A 16153-nucleotide genomic window follows, 5' to 3' on the forward strand; every position below is an offset into this window, starting at 1 on the left:
GATGCAACTTGACGGCGCCCAGATCCGTAAAACACTAATTGCTCCATTGTTCATCGTAACGGAGCAACAGGGCCCGCTGGGGGCGTTGGGGCTGCCCCGGCGAGCTTGATCCGCCTTGCCAGGGGCGTGGCATCACCGGGGTATGGAGACGAGTTTCGGCGCCCGCAATTCCCCGGCCATCCTTGCCGCCTGGAAAATTGTCATCAAAACCAGGATGGGCTCACCCTCGGTCGGGTTGATGGTCAGCACGACGCGGCCAAGCTCGTCGCTCATGCCGCAAGACCAGTCCTTGACGGCTATCACCTTTCTCGCGGCCATATGCCGTTCTCCTGCACGGGAGGTTCTCTGCCGGCTACGCCGTCTGGAGTTGGTCGACAGAACCTTCGCCTGACATTGCAACCAGCCGAAATGCGGCAAATGCGGCCAATATCATGAAAACCGCCGTGACGTTCAGGGACATCGTCGACGCAAGGACGCCCCCGTCAAAGCAACTCAGTTCCATGCGCTGTACCCCTTCAAGCCACTGACGGCCTGGATGATGATCCTGCTTCGAGTGAAATACAAGCGCGCGCTAATGTGCTGAAGCCGGCTGGCCAGTCTGCGCGCGGCTTCGAACCAGCCAAGCGCTTGGTTGCTGGTTCCCGCTCAAGGGCTCGAACCTCGATTCACGCCTTCAAAGGGCGCTGTCCTACCATTAGACGAAGCGGGAAAATGCACGTTGCGCCCCACCCCTAGCCGGTTCGCGCGCCGGGATCAACGCACTGCGGCGGCAAAGCCGATTGGAAGCGCGGTGTCAGTCCGGAAAGTTGGTGACAGGTTCCTCGCAGCGGTAGACCGGGCAGCTGCCGTCACGGGTCGGGACATAGGCCGACATCGGCACCTCCGGCCAGTCGCATTCGTTGCCGAACTGCCTGACATAGCGGTCATAGGTGTTGGGGCCTGTGGTCAGCACCACGGCATGGCGGCTTTGGAGCAGTTGCCGGAGCTGGTCGCAACTCATCGTGCGGGTGTCGGGCCTGGCTTCGGCGAGGCCGGTCGCGGCCAGCAGGATCGCTGCCGTCAAGGCAATTCGGCGCATTGGCATGGCTGTTCCTCGAATGGACATATCGGCCGAAACTCGCATCCCGCCGGGTGGTTCCGCAACCGCCGGCTCGCCGTCTGTGGCAGCGCAACCAAATGGTCCGTCGTGCATTGCTGGGGATGGATGGCAGGAAGCCCTACAAAACTCCGCAATGGCGGCCCGGAAGCGGGGATCGCGAGGCCATGTGCTGTTCCTTCTGCGGCGGGCGCGACCACAGCTACGAGGACTGTCCGCAAAGGAATCCCGACGCCGATGCAGTGCCCGTTGCGCCGCCCAACGACGCTGGCTCCGAAAAAGCAGGCCGATGAGACGGACAGGGCGAAGCGGTCACCGGGCTTACAGCAGCTCGACTGGATCGGCATTTACGGCCGCAGAGGCATTGCCGAGATGGAGGGCCGGGCATTATCGTGACATGCGTGTCCGCGACCGCAAATGCGGAATGCTGCGCACCGACTGCAACCAAAATGCCCGGTCAGGCATTTATGGCAGGAGGGGGATCCTCCCGGACGCTGGCGGGAGGCGGCAAGGTGGGGCCACGACGGGGCAATGACAGAATTGGCAAGCGTCGATAGCCTGCTCGAAATCACTGCCCACGCTCGGCTGGCGGCGATTGTCGATTCGTCCTTCGACGCCATCGTCAGCAAGGACCTGAACAGCATCATCACCAGTTGGAACGCGGCGGCGCAACGCATGTTCGGCTACACCGCCGAAGAGGCCGTCGGCCGCTCCGTGCTCATGCTCATCCCCGATCATCTCAAGGATGAAGAGACCGACATCATCAGCCGGGTTCGCAAGGGCGAACTCCTGGCCAGCTATGAGACTATCCGCCGGCGCAAGGATGGCGGCCTCATCGCCGTGTCGCTGACCATTTCGCCGATCAGGAATGCGTCCGGCGAGATCATCGGCGCATCGAAGATCGCCCGCGACATCACCGCCAGCAAGGAGAGCGAGCGTCGGATCAGGCTTTTGCTCCGCGAGGTGAACCATCGCGTCAAGAACCAGTTCGCGGTGATACTCTCGATGATCCGGGAGACCAGCAAACGCTCGACCGATCCGCGCGAGTTCGAGGAGATGATCCGTTCCCGCATCATGGCGCTGTCGCGGTCGCACGATCTGCTGGTGAACTCGGAATGGGCCGGCGCCAGCCTCTTCGACCTTGCCCAGGAGCAGCTCAAGCCGTTCGGCCACGAGGCGCGGGTATCGCTTTCCGGACCGCTTTTGACCCTGCAGCCGAATGCCGTGCAAAATCTCGGCATGGCGTTCCATGAACTCGGCACCAACTCTTCCAAATATGGCGCGCTGGCGAGCGAGGCCGGGCGGCTGGAGATCACCTGGCGGATCGTCGAAGGCGCTTCGGACAAGCTGGAAATCCATCTGCTCTGGGACGAGACGATGCCGGTGCGTGAGGGAGAGCGGCCCGGGGGGCGGCAAGACGAAAGCACGCGCAAGGGTTTCGGCACCGTCGTCCTGCAACGGGTCGCGCCGCAATCGCTGAACGGCTTGGCGGTGCTGGATCGCAGCCCGGGCCATCTCAGCTGGTCGCTGACGGCGCCGCTGGATTCGATCATCGTTCCGCAGCTCGGCGCTGACCTGCCTGAAACCGAAACGTCCTGACCCATCAAGGGGAGGGCGAAGGTAACTCCGATCGCGCGGAGATGCGGTGACCGGTCTCACTGAAGAAGCCGGCCAGCAGATCGGCCGTCCGCGCCGGGTCCTCCTCGGGGAAGAAGTGTCCACCCGGCATCGCCTGGCCGCGCACATCCTCAGCCCAGCCGCGCCACAGCGCCAGTGGTCCGCCTTCGCCGGCATACCAATCCGCCAACGCGCCCTGACCGCTCCATAGCGCCAGCAGCGGGCAGCGGATGCGCCGGCCGGCTGCCTTGTCGGCATGGTCATGCTCGCGGTCGAGCGTGGCTGCCGCCCGATATTCCTCGCAGATGGCATGGGCGTGGGCAGGCGTACGCAGGGCCTCCACATAGGCCTGACGCACTTCGGCTGGAAACGCCGATGGCTGTGAGCCCCAGCCGTTGAGCGCATTGTCGACGATCGCCTCGGCGGCGCCGGACAGGATCTTTTCGGGCAATGGCTCGGGCTGCGCCAGCAGCGACCATGGCCAATAGCCCAGCGCCAGCCTGGCGTCGGCGCGGTCCCAGGCATCGGCGGTCGGCACGATGTCGAGGACGGCGAGCCTGTCGATGCTGCCCGGATGGTCGAGCGCCATGCGGTAGGCGACACGCCCGCCGCGATCATGGCCGGCGACCATGAAGCTGCTGAAACCCAGCTTCTCCATCAGCCTCACCAAATCGTCCGCCATGGCGCGCTTGGCATAGGGTGCGTGGTCCGGAGTGGACGCCGGACAGGAGCTGCCGCCATAGCCGCGCAAATCGGCGCAGACGACGCTGAACCGGCTGGCCAGAGCCGGCGCGATGTCGCGCCACATCAGATGCGTCTGCGGGAAGCCGTGCAGCAACAGCAATGGCGGCCCGGTCCGGCACGCAGGCAGAATATGCCGGCATCGCCGGTGTCGATTTCCGCGCTTTGAAAACCTTCGAACATGATCGCCTCCGGCACGCGCAACGGCCGGCGAACGGGTTTGGTTGCAATGCCGCCCGGCGAGGCGGCCAACCTTTTTCGTCGACAGGCGTTGTCCCTGTGAAGGGAAGGTCGCCGCAGGCGACCGTGAAAGAAAGAAGGAGGCAGTGATGAGAACTCTCGCCATCATGCCATTCGGCCTTATGCTGGCGCTGGCAGTGCCGGCCGCAGCCCAGCAGCAGAACGACAGCCAGGCGCCGCAGGCCGACAAATGCAGGGCTCAGACCGGGCAAGAGGCAAAACAGCAGCCTGAAAAGCAAGCCGATGACGGCAATTTGACCGCGAAGCTCAACGACTGCGGCGGCGTGCTGAAACCGCCCCCGACGGGAGACCAGGGCATGGCGGCGCCGGCCCCCGACGAAGGCAAGACGCCGGTGATCAAGCCGGGTGAAGTTCCACCCCAGCCGCCGAAGCAATAAACGCCGGCTCCCTGGTATTATCGCACAAGCTAATGGAACCTCGTTTTCTCGGGAGCGTTTTTCTCACGACTTGGAATTTGGAGAGATTATCGTGAGAGATATTGCAGCCACAGCCACGTTGCTTGCATCGATCGCCATCGTGATTGCATTGATTCTTCTGGTGCCGAAGAGCTTTGGATTCGAAACCTCTCAGCCGATTGTCCAGGGCGAGCTTCCAACGAAATGACAAAGCAGGCGAGGCACGACGCCCCGTCTGCTTCTTTGACATCTACCGCACCAGTACGCCGGCGTGGCTGCAGAGCGCTGCGAACGCTTCCTGCGCCTCGGCGGCGCCTGTCTGGGTTTCCAATGCGGCTTCGATCTTCTCGCGCGCCGCCTGGTAGAAAGGGCCGCGCTTGGCCTGCGGCCAGTCGATCAGGATTTCGCTGGCGTCCCTGAGCGTGGCGACGTCGCGGATCGTGTCCGAGCCATGCGGCTTGATCCGCATCGGTGTGGGCAAAATGAGCTCGGACATGGCCCTGTTCCAACTACTGCAGGAGTTTTGCTTCGCGCGCGGCGTCGATCACCGCCCGCATCGCTTTTTCCGGCGGCGTCCAGCCATCCAGCGCATCGCGGCAGCTGCGCAACGCCGCCCGGTAGCGCCGTCCCTGGCCAGCCGGCCAGTCGCCGAGGCATTCCAGGCCTTCCCAGGCGCTGCGGACGATGCGCTCGCGCTCAGGCGCGAATTTCAGCCTGATGGGGCGGGGAAACATCTTGTCGTTCAACGGTCGTCTCCATGATTGCCGCAAGTCGCAGGGCGACATGCGTGAGAGGCGTCCGGTAACGTCGGCGGCAGGGCAGGGTTCCCTTGCCCGGAGATCAAATCTCTGCGTCGATGTCCGACAGCGATCTCGGCGTCGGCGCTTCGGCGTTGTACGCCGCTGGGCGGTCATGCTCGAACTGTTCGGCGCCGGGCAAAGCGTGCAGCCAGGTCTCGCGCCTGGAGGTCCACAATTCATATTCGGGCACGAGATCGGTCGGCGCGATGTCGAGGCTGCCGATTGCCACCTCGGCCTCGTTGTCGTCGACCCAGGCGACGCGGCCGCCGCATGTCGGGCAAAAGCTGCGCGTGCCATAGGAGCTGACGAGGCCGGTGGTCTCGAAGGCCTCGCGCGGCCAGATGGCAAAGGCCGAATAGACCGAACCGCCGGCCTTGCGGCAATCCTTGCAATGGCACAGGCCGACGCGCAGCGGCGCGCCGTGAACCTCGAACTGCACGCCGCCGCACAGGCAGCTGCCGGTCCTGCGTATGGTGTCGGACATGACAACCTCCCTCAATGCGTGGCGCTGCGGGCCGGGTGGGACAGATGCTCGTCTGCCGTTTCGTTGGCCAGGATGAGAAACCGGGAAAAAGACATCCTGTTCACCGTACCACCAGGCCCGGTTGACGCAGCCCGCAGCGTCTTCAACGCCGCCCAGGCGAAATGGTTTCGGCTAGCCGCGGGCCGCCATATGGGCGTCGAGCTTCTTGCGCGAGGGTCCGTAGCGCTTGATGATGGTCTGTGCCTCGCTTGGCGGAATGCCGTATTTGCGGGCAAAGGCGGCAACCTCGTAGGGCTCTTCGCCCGAGACCTGCTTGCGGTCCTGTTTCGTCTTCGACTTGTCGTCAGCCATCTCAGGCCTCGCTTTCTGTTGTCGGGGAAACGCGCAACCTTCGGCGCCCGCGATCAACACGACATAACACAGATCGGCGCCGCCGGTTCCACCAGGCGACACGGCCAGGCTGCAACCGGCCTGTATCAGGCCGATGGCCGCATCGGGTCGGCGTCGGCAGCGTGGTCGCCGTCGCATTCGGAGCATGCTGCGCTGAGGCCGGGGCAGCCGCGCCGGTGGGTGCCGGCAGGGCAACAATGGCCGTTGGAACTCGTCCAGCGCGGACATTGGAAGACCTGGCCAGCGCCGCCGCAGCCGCTGCATTCCAGCGTCGCCGACCCCACGCCACGAGGTATCGCCCCAAACCTGACGCTTGTTCGCAAATTTCAGCCCACCCAAAATTGCTGCACCGGCACACCGCTGCATTAGCCCCGGCTAACAATATCACATTCGTGATTACCAACAAGTTTTCAATCGCGATGCGCCGGAGAGCCGTTCGGGCCGGCGTGTCGTCAGGCCGGCTTCAGCCGCATCGCGGCGAGATACATGAGCGCCGAGGCGGCCTGCCCGCGGTCCCAGCCGGCAGCCTCGACCTTGCGGAGCAGGGCGTCGAGATGCGGAGCCAGCATATCCCTGCATTCCTGTTCATAGGCGGTGCTCATCGCCGGATGCCGCGGTGCGCCGATGGTCAATGCCTTGGCCATGTCCGTTTCCCCCTTTGAGCGAGCAACGCTATACCGTCGGCCGACAAACCGAAGATCGCTCCCTGCCGTCGGTGTGAGGCTTCGAAGCCTGCTTCGACCCGCGGCAAGTGCCCTGTCGAGAAAAATTGGCCTGGCGTGTCGGATCTGGCGCCCGTCGCGCGTCCTAGGAGCGAGCAACCTGCAAAGCTGGAGAACGAGCATGTCGTCGCAAATCACTCAATCGCCGTGGCAGACCGCGGCCCTTCTCATCGCCCGGCTGATTTTCGCCGGCGTCTTCCTGATGGCGGTGACGTTCAAATTCATGGGCATGGCGGCCACCGCCGGCTATATCGCCGCCGCCGGCTTTCCGTTTCCGCTGTTCCTGGCCTGGTGCGCGGCGATCCTGGAAGTCGTGCTGGTGCTCTGCTTCCTGACCGGCGCCTTCTTCACGCAGGCGGCCCTGGTGGCCGCCGCCTATGTGCTGTTCCTGGCCCTTGCCTTCCACGGACCCAGCCACTGGGCCGGCAACCAGGCCGAGTTCGGCTTCTTCATCGACCATTTTTCGTTCCTGGCCGGACTGCTGTTTGCGGCGGTGCATGGACCGGGCAAGGTGCTTTCGCTCAATTTGGGATGGCCGGGCAGGGCTTGAGGCGAGGGCAGTGGGCCACCGCGGACGCATGCCGGCCCGCCGGCACCGTTCACAGCTGGTCGTTGTAGGGTTCCTTTATCTTGCCGACCATGCGGGCCAGCTTTGAGAAGGACGGCAGCTCCGCCTCCGGCTGGCACTGGTTGGCGAGTTCCAGCAGCCGGATCGGAAAGTTGACGGCGTCGCGGCTGGATGCGGACATGCCTTCGGATCGTTCCTCGTTGGTTTCGCCGGCCTCGGTCTTGCGCAGGGCCAGGTCGATTTCCTCCGCCGTCAGCACCCCCTTTTGAACCAGGAGACGATTGATCGAGGCGACGGCCATCAACAGGCCTTCGAGTTGCAGGTTGGCGACATTCATGGCGATTGCTCCCGTGGCTGGGGTTGAAACGCACGAGCGGCATTTCCGCTCCAGAAAGGCTGCGGGCGAACGCCTATTCCTGCGTCAGCCGTTCGCCATATTCGCGCCACAGCGCCTTGACCTCCAGGTTGCCGAGGTTGCCGATCGAAACATCCCCACAGCTGATGGCGACGGCGCCGACGTCGTATTGGGGTAGGCGTTGGCGACGAAACGGATGGCTTCGCCCAGCGAACGCACGCGGATGACTGGATCGGCCTGACCCTGGCCGGTGCTGCACACGCCGGAAACCGTGGCTGGTGCATGCCGCATCCTGAACACGGATGCCATGGCTGGTCTGTCCATCGTCCTCTCCCACAAGGCCGTGCGACGGGAATCATTCCATGAGCTTCGACGAATGATTTCACACCTGCCGGCTTATGACCAGCCGCCGGCAAAAGCAGGGTTTTATGCGCTTTGCCAGCGTCGCTCAGCGCGGGAGTTTCGACCAGACTAGGAATTTTTTCTCAGAAAGTGGTTGACGGGGTGAGTGCAGCTTCGCCTTCCAGACGCTGAGCCCTGTGATCGGCACCGACGACATTGTGCTGTCGTTCTACCAGTCCGACGACACAGTCGGGGATATCCAGGCAGCCGCGCAAGGCATCATCGACCAGGCCCAGGCCGCTGCGGACGTAGCGACGGGCGCCATGACAACCGTGCTCGATCCGCAATTCGCGACCAAGGCGACGGCGGAGGCATTTTCCCCACCGATAGCACCCACATACATCCGCACCGCCTTCTACGACAGCTCTCAGGTGGCAGGCAGTGGCGCTGTGTACCGCAAGAATGGAACGAATGTCGGGGATTTGGTGATCATGCTGAGCGATGGCATGACGAAGACAGGCTATACGCTCGCCTCGACCCCGGTGACGGCATCAATGCTCGGGGCGCGTGGTAACGGTACAAATGCCACGGCTGCTATCAGTGCACTGCTCGCGGGCAGCTATCCGCATGTGCTGATTGACGGCTCCTACCAGACCGACGGCAACCATACGATCTCGACAGCGAAGAAGCGCGTCGAATGCCTGGGCGGCTCTGCCCTGATCCTGCGCGCGCCAGTCGGTGCCGTTACCGGCCACCATCCCGTCATCGATATCGCTGCCGATGACGTCCTGATAGACGGGGACCTCACGATTGATGGTGGATCACATGCCGGCTACCAGGCTTCTATCGGTATTCGCGTCGGCCTCTCCACTGGTGCACGCCGGAAGCGGCCGACAATCCGCGGCGTGAAAGTCCGTAATCTCGGCCTTGCCGGTGTGATGGCGCTCTGTGTCGACAGCCCGACGATTGAGGACATTGACGGCTATAACATCGTCACGCCAACCGGCGGCGAGTTTGGCGACACGGTTTACGTGGCCGGCGTCCGCAAGCCGATCGTGCGCAACATCCGGTCGGCGAAGTGCAAACGCGACGGTGTCGTGTTGACCTATACGGGGAATCTAAACACCACCGACGTGTTGGTCGACGGGGTTTTCGCCGATGCACATCTCGACAGCCCCTCCGCCGGTGTCTGGGTGGAGATGACCGGTGCGCGAGATCCGCGAGGGATCATAACTAACGTGGTGGCGAATGACTGTCTGATTGGCGTAGCTGCGACTGACGCCAACAGCGAGATCGTCATTTCGAATGTCAAGGCAATCGGCAACCGGCTCTCCGGTAGTTCTGCCGGTAACGTCTTCGGCGTTCAGATTCAGTCGGGCCGGCTCGATAACTGGTACATCGATCGCTACAACACAGCCCTGCAATTGGAACCAAACGGCGAATATCAGTTCGCCCTCAGCTCGCAAGTTGGATCGTTTGCGATTAGCGAAACGGTCAGCGGCGGCACCTCTGGCTCGACCGGAACCCTGCGGTTCCAACATTTTGAAATCGTCATTACCGGTTCAACCCTCGACTATGAACTCGGTGAGACGGTGACAGGCGGTTCATCCGGCGCGACGGGCATCTTGGTCGACTTCTTTGCCAACGTGCTGAGGGTCTTGCCGATAAGCGGAACGTTTCAGGCCGCTGAAACAATCACTGGAGGCACCTCTGCGATTGCCAAAACGGCAAACAGCGCGACCCAGCGCATCTATGTGCGCGGTTCGGCCGGCATCTTTCGGGCTGGCGAGACTATCACGGGCGGAACGTCAGGTGCCACAGCCGTAATCGCCGCGCCCTACCAGACGCCACTTGCGATCGGCCCGGGCACGTTGATGAACTGCTCGACCGACGCCATTGTCGTTGCGAACGTAGTGACACCGGCGAGCCTTAGCCTTTCTGGCATCAGGGGAAACACCCAGTCGCATGGCGTCCGGTTCAATCTTTCGGTGGGCCAACGGCTGCGCAAAGCCAGTCTCAGGGACATCGCCCTGAAGAACCCGACCTCCATTGGCGTTGCCTTTCGGGTAACCACCGGCGGCGCGATAGACGAAATGCTGGTCGATGGCTTTGACATGACGGAATGGGTTGGCGATGGCACCGGCAGTTCCATCACGGCCGGCACCGTGACCAGGTTTATTGGCGGCAACAATCCCGGCCTGCAGGGGACGTCGAGTGTGCCGATCAATCTGAGCGTTAACACAACGCTGTCCGGGCTTCACAACCGGGCACTCTGCCATAACAACGGCGCCGGCGCGACGTGCACACATACGCTGCCGCCTGCCGTGCCTGGCCTTCGGATCGGCTTTGCCGGAGTACACGCAACCCATGTCATGAACATCGAGCCCAACGGGACGGACACGATCAAGGGCGGCGGTGCAGGCAAATATCTCATTCTCGATCCCGGCGAGCGTGTAACCCTGGAGGCCTATACGGTAGGACTGTGGGTTGTCAGTTCGGCTATCGGCTGGTCAGGGGATTTCGAAGCCTAGGATGAATTCGCAACTTTGCGTAAGGGTACTGCGTCATGCCTAAGTTGATCGTTGCGAGGATGACGAAAACTAGAGGATACGTCAGCTTCAATTTTGTGGCCAACAACACAATCGACAGGCCAATGCCCAAGAGCGGCAAGCTCAACAAATACATGGCAATCCCTATAACTGCCCATAAGCCGTATCGGAGCAGAAAGTCGAGGCCAACGCCGAGATAGCCAAATGTGAAGAACATCGGTATCTGATTTTCGCTTAGGCCAAACAACGTTATCCGCTGGTAGGAAAATGCCCACTCCATCATCTGATCGTGCTGCGTGCCTTCGATATAGAGTTGCGATCTTGTTTCAAGATTCAGCAATGCCCAATATATAGTGATTGAAAGCAGCGCTATGCCGCCGGCGGCGACAAGAATCCTCCATCTTCGAACGGCAAAAAATTGGTGGAGCCCAACAATTCCGCAGAACATTGCGACGAACATCATGCCGCCCAGCGACATCGTCGCGATCGCTGAAAGAATGCCTAAAATTGAGACCTTAGAGAGCTTGCGCGAGAGGGCATACTCGCCAGCAAGCAGGCTTGCGATCATAGTCGAATGGGTACCCGGTTCATTCGACAAGCCTGCAAAGCGCGGCACTCTGCCGACGGCAAGCTCAAGTCCTTTCTTACTCATGACCGTCTGATCACCAAGGCCAAGACTTGCAAGCGGGTCAAAATAAGTTCGGAACGCCACGAAATAGAAAATCTGGAACAGGACCATAAGCGCGTGCGCAGCGATCGCCCATCGCAAACCAACCAACAAAGGACGACTGTCTCTGGCAAAGCAAGCTGGAACGAGGATGAGAGCCAAGCTGCTGCCAATAGTGCCTAGGACTGCTTTAGTGCCGCCATCTTCGGTGAAAGTTCCGCACATCCCGACTAGTAGGAAAGCAACGATCCAAAAAGAATTCGCCTTGACCGGCGCATTTAATAGCGGGATCAGCATGAGAAGCCCGAGGTAGCAAAAGGCGGCTACCCCGAATTGAGGCAGATAGACACTTTGCAGACTCATTGCGATGACGGCAGAGGCGGCGTAAATTGTCTTCAGTTTTTCAGCAAAAGTCGACTGCGTCGCAATGGGAATACTTTGCGTTTTTGCGTAATAGTGCGACATGGTTCTAGCAGGACTTGTACGTAGGGATCGTCCCGCAAAGAATGCCGGAGTCTGTCAACGCCGTTGCCAAGTCAAGCGCCCCGTTAATCTTGCATTGCGCTACGACAAATCTACCCAAGGTTGCCACCGTCTTCCCATCGCATGGGGTGCCGCCGCCAACAGGCTTACATTTCACATAGGCATTTTCATAAGAAAGCCTAACGCTCTGGGCTACTTTTTCCGCAGACGTCGTACCTGATGGCCTAACTCCACAGAGAACAATGGAAGTGCCATTCACCTCGAACGAACTAGCGGTGAGCACGGTCAGTCGACCTTTGATGTCCTTTATTTCTGCCAGCTTCGGCACGGCTTTGGGAGCCTTGGGAGTAGCGAATGTTAGGACGCCGATAGTCATGACCGCTCCAAGTCCGACGGCAATGGCAATGAAAGCAATTGGTCTCACGGCTGTCTCACCTCGAATCGGCTATCACTGCGCCTTTTATAAACGCGATTGTTCCCCCAGTTCGGCCAAACTCTGTAAATCCACGCCTGGTTATGTTCCGCTCCAACTCCAGCGCTTCGGCAGGGCCGGTCAATTTGGGGTGGAACTCGATGATGAGTTTTTCAAATAACTCAAAATGGTTTGGCGGAATGCTCGTTTCGGCGCCTTCGATATCCATGATTAAGACGGTTGGCCTAAACGGCAGGTCTGAAACGATTGTCGGGATTGAGAGCATAGGTATTGTGAGTCGTTCGACTTCGTTGTCTCGAGGCAACGCGCTGGATGACCAGAAATTTCGGCTTATACCGAAGCTGATAGAACCGTCGGACGGACCTACAGCGACGGTCCTAAGAATGGGCAAGCTTATCCCATTGAGGCGAAAATTCTCGCGGATGGATGCCTCTAGGCGAGGGTTTGCTTCGACCATGCAGTAGTCATCGATGCCGATGTCGATCATGCAGTTCAACGCCATGAAGCCGATCGCGCTGCCGGCCTCCAGAACCTTGTCGTGGCGACTCAGGAAGCGCAAAGCAAGAGCCGCATCTTGATCCTCGTAACCTCTGGCCATCACGTACCGCATGCGGCGGGAAACGCCATCCAAAGACAGCGTGATGTTCCGGACTGTTACCGTTCTTCTGCCGGCGGTAAGAATTTCAAAGCCAACATCGCGCACGTTCCGAATAGCTTCCAAGATCATCTCGGTTCCTTACGAGCTGGAATCAGCAGCCGAAAGTAAACGCGCCGGCCCTGCCTCTGGCAAGGTGCGTGACTCATATCCACGGCTTGCCCGGTTCAAGGTTTTCTCCGACTGCGGACTTCCTGTCATCGCATCGCTCATCGACTGAAGCGCCCGCGCTTCCCGCCTCGCATTTCCTAGACCGTGAGGTTCCTCCAACGGTCTCCCCCGACCATAGTTCAATGAGGAAAGGAAACACCATGGACCGCAACTTCGCGCGGGCGCTTGCGCTTGTTCTCAAATCGGAAGGCGGGTGGTCGGACAATCCGGCTGATCCTGGCGGCGCCACCATGAAGGGCGTGACGCTTGCCAGCTTCCGCCGCTATGTGAAGGCGGGCGCGACAAAGGCGGATCTGCGCGCGATCAGCGACGCGCAGGTCGCCACCGTTTATCGCCGCTTCTACTGGGACGCTGTGCTCGGCGCCGAGTTGCCCGATGGCGTCGATCACGCGGTATTCGATTTCGCCGTCAACAGCGGGCCTGGCCGGGCGGCCAAATATCTGCAGGCGGCGGTCGGCGTTGCGCAGGACGGCCGGATCGGACCGGTCACCGTCGCGGCGGCCAAGGCAAAGCCGGCCGGTGTGACCATCGATGCACTTTGCGATGCGCGGCTGGCGTTCCTCAAGCGGTTGCCGACATGGGCAACATTCGGGCGCGGCTGGTCGGATCGGGTCAGGTCGGTGCGGGTTCAGGCCCTGCTGATGTCGGCGCAGCGCCCCGCCGCACCGGTGACCGCGGCGGCGCCGCCCAGGGTCGAAACATCGGCCAATGGGGCGCCGTCGGTTCGTCTCGAGCAGCCGACGCCCGGCGGCAAGACGGCTGCCGTGGCCGGCATCCTCGTTCTCATGGCCGGAGCGCTCGCGGCCGTCCGGCATCAGATCGCCGATTTTTTCGGGAGCCTGTTTCGATGACATGGTTCAACACCAATGCGCTGCACAATCTCCTCAACACGCTGATCGCCATCATCTGCGGCGGCGCGCTCGCCGGCTTTGACTGGACGCTGCTCGGCGTGAGCGACCGCACCGCCCTTCAGATCAGCGGCGCCATTGCCCTTGCCAAGATCATCATCAACGCGGTGCGTGACGGGCCGCGCGGCACGGTCGCGCCGGCCAAGGAGACATGAGATGGGAACACTCGCTTTCGCGCTGCTTGGCCAGGCCTGGCCGTATCTTCTGGCAATGGGCGCCGCGCTCGCCGGTGTCTGGACGGCCTACGCCAAGGGCAAGGCCAACCAGAAGGCCAGGCAGGATGCCGCCGACGCCGCGGCGCGCACCGAAGCCCAGGAGATCGACGATGCCGTCGCCGGCCGGGCGCCGGACGACAACAGAGGGAGGCTGGCCAGATGGTCAAAATCATAGCGCTCTCGCTCCTGCTGGCCGGCTGCACCACATCAGGCGGATCGTTCTGCGCGGCCGGGCATCCCATCCGACCGACAAGGGCAGAGGCGGCGGCCCTTTCCGACGCGTCGGTGGCGGCGATCCTGGCTCATAACGAAAAGGGCCAGAAACTTTGCGGCTGGAGGCCATGATGAACGATCTTTTCGACCTGCTCGGCATCAAGGGACCGGTCGTGGCGGCGGGTCTCGCCGGCGGCGTTCTGCGCGCGCTGTCGCGGCATCGCTACAAGCTGCGCGAAATGGTGGCCTCGCCGATCTGCGGCGCGCTTGCGGCGGCCTATCTGACGCTGCCGGCGGTCTCCTACGCCAGGATCGCCGGCCTGCCGATGCCCGATCCCGCCGACGACACCACCACACTGGCGGCCGCCTTCCTGATCGGCGTCTGTGCGATGTGGATTTCGGACGTGCTGTTCGAGTTTGTGGTGCGGAGATTCAAACCGGGGGTGGAGGAGTAGCTGTTGGCACCGTGTCGTCTGTTGGCTGCTGCCTGACGGAATTACCGAGACAGGTGGACCTGGCGCGGCGTGGCTCTCATTTCCAGGACCGACCGCTGCCCGCTTCGGCTCACGCCGGGGCGGGCTTTTTTGCATTTCCGATCGGCCATTGCTGAGCGGCATTCGAGTTGACCGGTCTCGTCATTGTCCGTTGTGATAAGCAAGTTAATCATGTCGGTTATGCATAATGATTATTGTTAATTTTTGATTGAAGCACCGAAACTAGATAAAGACTTGAGCGGATGAAGTGTTCATATATTGTTAAGCAAGAGGTAGACCACAGAAGACGGAAGCCATCTCCATCATCAAACGGGAGTAGCTTTCATGAACAAGTTCACTGTTATTTTCGCCGCTGTTGCAGTTGCATCGTCCGTTGGAGCCGCCGAGGCAGGTTGTGGGTGCGGAGGTTCGGGCGGCTGGGGAGGCAATTCGAGCAGCCTGATCAATGTTTCGCCGTCCATCGACCTTGGCAAGATCACCGCGCTGAACGACGTGCTCAGCGGCAACAACATCCTGAGCGGCAATGTCGTCTCAGGCATTCTAAACGGCAACAAGACCGGCATCGTCGGTGGCGTTCTGAGCGGGCTCGGCGTGAACCTGCTGGGCGGCAACAGCTACAGGCTGGGCAAGCGCCACTAGGCCGGCGCTGCATTTCAACTGTCGAAGGCAACCCAAAATAGCCCGTTCCGGTGCGCCGGGCGGGCTATTTCGGGTGTTGGGCCGATCAAGCGAGGATGTTGACCGCGCGTGCCGCGACCAGCGCGATGGTCAGCAGCGAGATCATGGCCTCGGCCATCATCAGCAGCTTGGCGCGCTGGGAAAGGGGCAAGGTATCGGTGGGCGAAAACGCTGTCGCGTTGGTGAAGGCGAGGAAGAAATAATCGACGAAACCGGGCAGCCAATCTCGGAGGTCACGGTCGTTCAACGTCATCTGCGCGAACAGGAAATCGGCCTGCGCAAGCTTGACGAGGCCGCAGGTCGGCGGGCCGCCGCGGTCGGTGCTCCAGAACCACAAGGCAAAGACGATGACGTTGGTGACCCAGATGTTGAGTGCGTCGATCAGCAGCGTCGTGCCGCTGTTGCCGGCATGGCCCTCCAGCAAGGCACGCACCAGCAGGACCAGCGAACCGCAGTTCATGATGCTGATGATGGCGGTCATGGTCAGGGCTGTTCTGCGGATCATGACCCGAAACTGGCCGATCGCATGCCACTCGTGGTCCTCGACCGCCTTGCGGGTGGCGGCCTGTGTCCAGGCGGTGGCCACCGACAAGGGCAGCAGCAGAGCGGCCTCCAGCGCGGGCGCTAGCCAGCGCGGCCCGAATGAGAGATTGTTGATGACCAGAAGCTGCAGGCAGATGATGACGAGAACGGCCGCACGGGCCATCCAGAAATCGAGCGCACGGTAGTGGATGATGGCATGGTGGTGGCGCATTTATCAAATCCTGGATGCTTTTTTGGGGACGGGAACCGGTCAGGCGTAGGCGACGCCTGCCGCGATCACGCCCGATGCGCCGTGCCCGGCATGTTCAGGGCGCTCCGGGACGGCGTGTTCCATTGTTGTCCTGCTGGCATGTGATGATGAGAGAGGCGGCAT

General features: G+C 61.5%; 24 protein-coding genes, 1 tRNA gene and 1 pseudogene. 12 read left to right on the forward strand and 14 right to left on the reverse strand.

The features are described from left to right. Positions 1–132 precede the first annotated feature (132 nt). From MESCI_RS14875 to MESCI_RS14885, 3 genes are all read right to left on the reverse strand, one after another. Complete coding sequence (locus MESCI_RS14875; RefSeq protein ID WP_013530769.1) at positions 133–318, reverse strand: hypothetical protein; 186 nt, start codon at positions 316–318, stop codon at positions 133–135. 317 nt (positions 319–635) lie between these two features. Further along, a tRNA-Gln gene (locus tag MESCI_RS14880) sits at positions 636–709 on the reverse strand. 84 nt (positions 710–793) lie between these two features. Beyond that, entirely contained in the window at positions 794–1084 is a 291-nt protein-coding gene (locus MESCI_RS14885) for a hypothetical protein (RefSeq protein WP_013530770.1), read from the reverse strand. 543 nt (positions 1085–1627) lie between these two features. Here MESCI_RS14885 and MESCI_RS14890 point away from each other — a divergent pair. Then, the gene (locus tag MESCI_RS14890; RefSeq protein ID WP_013530772.1) at positions 1628–2695 is read left to right on the forward strand and encodes a sensor histidine kinase; all 1068 of its coding nucleotides are present in this window, start codon (positions 1628–1630) and stop codon (positions 2693–2695) included. A gap of 4 nt (positions 2696–2699) precedes the next feature. Here MESCI_RS14890 and MESCI_RS14895 read toward each other — a convergent pair. After that, a pseudogene (locus tag MESCI_RS14895) lies at positions 2700–3637 on the reverse strand (alpha/beta fold hydrolase). A 146-nt stretch (positions 3638–3783) separates the two neighbouring features. Here MESCI_RS14895 and MESCI_RS14900 point away from each other — a divergent pair. Together MESCI_RS14900 and MESCI_RS33065 are read left to right on the forward strand one after the other, a co-directional pair. Further along, complete coding sequence (locus tag MESCI_RS14900) at positions 3784–4092, forward strand: hypothetical protein (RefSeq protein WP_013530773.1); 309 nt, start codon at positions 3784–3786, stop codon at positions 4090–4092. Between the two features lie 91 nt (positions 4093–4183). Beyond that, a complete protein-coding gene (locus tag MESCI_RS33065) occupies positions 4184–4318 on the forward strand; it encodes a hypothetical protein (protein WP_263484935.1) in 135 nt (44 codons plus the stop codon). 42 nt (positions 4319–4360) lie between these two features. On the opposite strand, the gene MESCI_RS14905 is transcribed toward MESCI_RS33065, so the two are convergent. From MESCI_RS14905 to MESCI_RS14925, 5 genes are all read right to left on the reverse strand, one after another. Continuing rightward, the gene (locus tag MESCI_RS14905; protein ID WP_013530774.1) at positions 4361–4606 is read right to left on the reverse strand and encodes a DUF982 domain-containing protein; all 246 of its coding nucleotides are present in this window, start codon (positions 4604–4606) and stop codon (positions 4361–4363) included. A gap of 13 nt (positions 4607–4619) precedes the next feature. Continuing rightward, complete coding sequence (locus MESCI_RS14910) at positions 4620–4856, reverse strand: DUF982 domain-containing protein (RefSeq protein WP_013530775.1); 237 nt, start codon at positions 4854–4856, stop codon at positions 4620–4622. Positions 4857–4950: 94 nt separating this feature from the next. Beyond that, a complete protein-coding gene (locus MESCI_RS14915) occupies positions 4951–5394 on the reverse strand; it encodes a GFA family protein (protein ID WP_013530776.1) in 444 nt (147 codons plus the stop codon). A gap of 171 nt (positions 5395–5565) precedes the next feature. Beyond that, on the reverse strand, positions 5566–5745 hold the full coding sequence (locus MESCI_RS14920; RefSeq protein WP_013530777.1) for a DUF3606 domain-containing protein: 180 nt from the start codon (positions 5743–5745) through the stop codon (positions 5566–5568). 491 nt (positions 5746–6236) lie between these two features. Further along, positions 6237–6428 carry a hypothetical protein gene (locus MESCI_RS14925; RefSeq protein WP_013530778.1) on the reverse strand — a complete coding sequence of 64 codons (192 nt, stop codon included), beginning with the start codon at positions 6426–6428 and terminating at the stop codon, positions 6237–6239. A gap of 199 nt (positions 6429–6627) precedes the next feature. Here MESCI_RS14925 and MESCI_RS14930 point away from each other — a divergent pair, with 199 nt between their 5' ends. Continuing rightward, entirely contained in the window at positions 6628–7056 is a 429-nt protein-coding gene (locus MESCI_RS14930) for a DoxX family protein (protein WP_013530779.1), read from the forward strand. 49 nt (positions 7057–7105) lie between these two features. Here MESCI_RS14930 and MESCI_RS14935 read toward each other — a convergent pair whose 3' ends face one another. Beyond that, a complete protein-coding gene (locus MESCI_RS14935) occupies positions 7106–7411 on the reverse strand; it encodes a hypothetical protein (protein ID WP_013530780.1) in 306 nt (101 codons plus the stop codon). Between MESCI_RS14935 and MESCI_RS32430 the strand changes: the two genes are divergently transcribed. Together MESCI_RS32430 and MESCI_RS14945 are read left to right on the forward strand one after the other, a co-directional pair. Continuing rightward, the gene (locus MESCI_RS32430; protein WP_164919911.1) at positions 7410–7607 is read left to right on the forward strand and encodes a hypothetical protein; all 198 of its coding nucleotides are present in this window, start codon (positions 7410–7412) and stop codon (positions 7605–7607) included. The two genes, MESCI_RS14935 and MESCI_RS32430, sit on opposite strands and share 2 nt — an antisense overlap. Before the next feature lie 361 nt (positions 7608–7968). Next, entirely contained in the window at positions 7969–10302 is a 2334-nt protein-coding gene (locus MESCI_RS14945; protein ID WP_013530781.1) for a right-handed parallel beta-helix repeat-containing protein, read from the forward strand. Here MESCI_RS14945 and MESCI_RS14950 read toward each other — a convergent pair. Genes MESCI_RS14950 through MESCI_RS14960 form a run of 3 tightly spaced genes read right to left on the reverse strand, consistent with a single transcriptional unit; the run spans position 10271 to position 12630 of the window. Continuing rightward, entirely contained in the window at positions 10271–11452 is a 1182-nt protein-coding gene (locus MESCI_RS14950; protein ID WP_013530782.1) for a hypothetical protein, read from the reverse strand. The two genes, MESCI_RS14945 and MESCI_RS14950, sit on opposite strands and share 32 nt — an antisense overlap. Before the next feature lie 4 nt (positions 11453–11456). Beyond that, positions 11457–11846 (reverse strand): hypothetical protein, encoded by a 390-nt coding sequence (locus tag MESCI_RS14955; protein WP_013530783.1) that lies wholly within the window; start codon positions 11844–11846, stop codon positions 11457–11459. Between the two features lie 55 nt (positions 11847–11901). Beyond that, positions 11902–12630 carry an FkbM family methyltransferase gene (locus tag MESCI_RS14960; RefSeq protein WP_013530784.1) on the reverse strand — a complete coding sequence of 243 codons (729 nt, stop codon included), beginning with the start codon at positions 12628–12630 and terminating at the stop codon, positions 11902–11904. 239 nt (positions 12631–12869) lie between these two features. Between MESCI_RS14960 and MESCI_RS14965 the strand changes: the two genes are divergently transcribed. The 6 genes from MESCI_RS14965 to MESCI_RS14990 all read left to right on the forward strand — a co-directional run bounded on the left by MESCI_RS14965 (position 12870) and on the right by MESCI_RS14990 (position 15198). Next, positions 12870–13580: a glycoside hydrolase family 108 protein gene (locus MESCI_RS14965; protein WP_013530785.1), complete on the forward strand. Its 711-nt coding sequence runs from the start codon at positions 12870–12872 to the stop codon at positions 13578–13580. Next, positions 13577–13792, forward strand: a complete 216-nt coding sequence (locus MESCI_RS14970) for a hypothetical protein (protein ID WP_013530786.1) — start codon at positions 13577–13579, stop codon at positions 13790–13792. The genes MESCI_RS14965 and MESCI_RS14970 overlap by 4 nt, the downstream gene beginning before the upstream one ends. Position 13793: 1 nt before the next feature. Next, positions 13794–14027 (forward strand): phage-related exported protein, encoded by a 234-nt coding sequence (locus MESCI_RS14975; RefSeq protein ID WP_013530787.1) that lies wholly within the window; start codon positions 13794–13796, stop codon positions 14025–14027. Then, positions 14012–14197, forward strand: coding sequence for a hypothetical protein (locus MESCI_RS14980; RefSeq protein WP_013530788.1), 186 nt, complete (start codon positions 14012–14014; stop codon positions 14195–14197). The genes MESCI_RS14975 and MESCI_RS14980 overlap by 16 nt, the downstream gene beginning before the upstream one ends. Further along, a complete protein-coding gene (locus MESCI_RS14985; protein ID WP_013530789.1) occupies positions 14197–14520 on the forward strand; it encodes a hypothetical protein in 324 nt (107 codons plus the stop codon). Before MESCI_RS14980 ends, MESCI_RS14985 begins: the two co-directional genes overlap by 1 nt. 363 nt (positions 14521–14883) lie before the next feature. Beyond that, on the forward strand, positions 14884–15198 hold the full coding sequence (locus MESCI_RS14990) for a hypothetical protein (RefSeq protein WP_013530790.1): 315 nt from the start codon (positions 14884–14886) through the stop codon (positions 15196–15198). Between the two features lie 85 nt (positions 15199–15283). Here the strand turns inward: MESCI_RS14990 and MESCI_RS14995 are convergent, their stop codons facing one another. Beyond that, positions 15284–15991, reverse strand: coding sequence for a hypothetical protein (locus tag MESCI_RS14995; RefSeq protein ID WP_013530791.1), 708 nt, complete (start codon positions 15989–15991; stop codon positions 15284–15286). Positions 15992–16153 lie beyond the last annotated feature (162 nt).

Source organism: Mesorhizobium ciceri biovar biserrulae WSM1271 (assembly GCF_000185905.1).
GTDB lineage: Bacteria > Pseudomonadota > Alphaproteobacteria > Rhizobiales > Rhizobiaceae > Mesorhizobium > Mesorhizobium ciceri.

Bases quoted from the DNA above. Each gene is read 5' to 3' on its own strand.
- MESCI_RS14875 (WP_013530769.1), bottom strand. From the start codon at position 318: ATGGCCGCGAGAAAGGTGATAGCCGTCAAGGACTGGTCTTGCGGCATG.
- MESCI_RS14885 (WP_013530770.1), bottom strand. From the start codon at position 1,084: ATGCCAATGCGCCGAATTGCCTTGACGGCAGCGATCCTGCTGGCCGCG.
- MESCI_RS14890 (WP_013530772.1), top strand. From the start codon at position 1,628: ATGACAGAATTGGCAAGCGTCGATAGCCTGCTCGAAATCACTGCCCAC.
- MESCI_RS14900 (WP_013530773.1), top strand. From the start codon at position 3,784: ATGAGAACTCTCGCCATCATGCCATTCGGCCTTATGCTGGCGCTGGCA.
- MESCI_RS14905 (WP_013530774.1), bottom strand. From the start codon at position 4,606: ATGTCCGAGCTCATTTTGCCCACACCGATGCGGATCAAGCCGCATGGC.
- MESCI_RS14915 (WP_013530776.1), bottom strand. From the start codon at position 5,394: ATGTCCGACACCATACGCAGGACCGGCAGCTGCCTGTGCGGCGGCGTG.
- MESCI_RS14920 (WP_013530777.1), bottom strand. From the start codon at position 5,745: ATGGCTGACGACAAGTCGAAGACGAAACAGGACCGCAAGCAGGTCTCG.
- MESCI_RS14925 (WP_013530778.1), bottom strand. From the start codon at position 6,428: ATGGCCAAGGCATTGACCATCGGCGCACCGCGGCATCCGGCGATGAGC.
- MESCI_RS14930 (WP_013530779.1), top strand. From the start codon at position 6,628: ATGTCGTCGCAAATCACTCAATCGCCGTGGCAGACCGCGGCCCTTCTC.
- MESCI_RS32430 (WP_164919911.1), top strand. From the start codon at position 7,410: ATGGCGATTGCTCCCGTGGCTGGGGTTGAAACGCACGAGCGGCATTTC.
- MESCI_RS14935 (WP_013530780.1), bottom strand. From the start codon at position 7,411: ATGAATGTCGCCAACCTGCAACTCGAAGGCCTGTTGATGGCCGTCGCC.
- MESCI_RS14950 (WP_013530782.1), bottom strand. From the start codon at position 11,452: ATGTCGCACTATTACGCAAAAACGCAAAGTATTCCCATTGCGACGCAG.
- MESCI_RS14955 (WP_013530783.1), bottom strand. From the start codon at position 11,846: ATGACTATCGGCGTCCTAACATTCGCTACTCCCAAGGCTCCCAAAGCC.
- MESCI_RS14960 (WP_013530784.1), bottom strand. From the start codon at position 12,630: ATGATCTTGGAAGCTATTCGGAACGTGCGCGATGTTGGCTTTGAAATT.
- MESCI_RS14965 (WP_013530785.1), top strand. From the start codon at position 12,870: ATGGACCGCAACTTCGCGCGGGCGCTTGCGCTTGTTCTCAAATCGGAA.
- MESCI_RS14970 (WP_013530786.1), top strand. From the start codon at position 13,577: ATGACATGGTTCAACACCAATGCGCTGCACAATCTCCTCAACACGCTG.
- MESCI_RS14975 (WP_013530787.1), top strand. From the start codon at position 13,794: ATGGGAACACTCGCTTTCGCGCTGCTTGGCCAGGCCTGGCCGTATCTT.
- MESCI_RS14980 (WP_013530788.1), top strand. From the start codon at position 14,012: ATGGTCAAAATCATAGCGCTCTCGCTCCTGCTGGCCGGCTGCACCACA.
- MESCI_RS14985 (WP_013530789.1), top strand. From the start codon at position 14,197: ATGAACGATCTTTTCGACCTGCTCGGCATCAAGGGACCGGTCGTGGCG.
- MESCI_RS14990 (WP_013530790.1), top strand. From the start codon at position 14,884: ATGAACAAGTTCACTGTTATTTTCGCCGCTGTTGCAGTTGCATCGTCC.
- MESCI_RS14995 (WP_013530791.1), bottom strand. From the start codon at position 15,991: ATGCGCCACCACCATGCCATCATCCACTACCGTGCGCTCGATTTCTGG.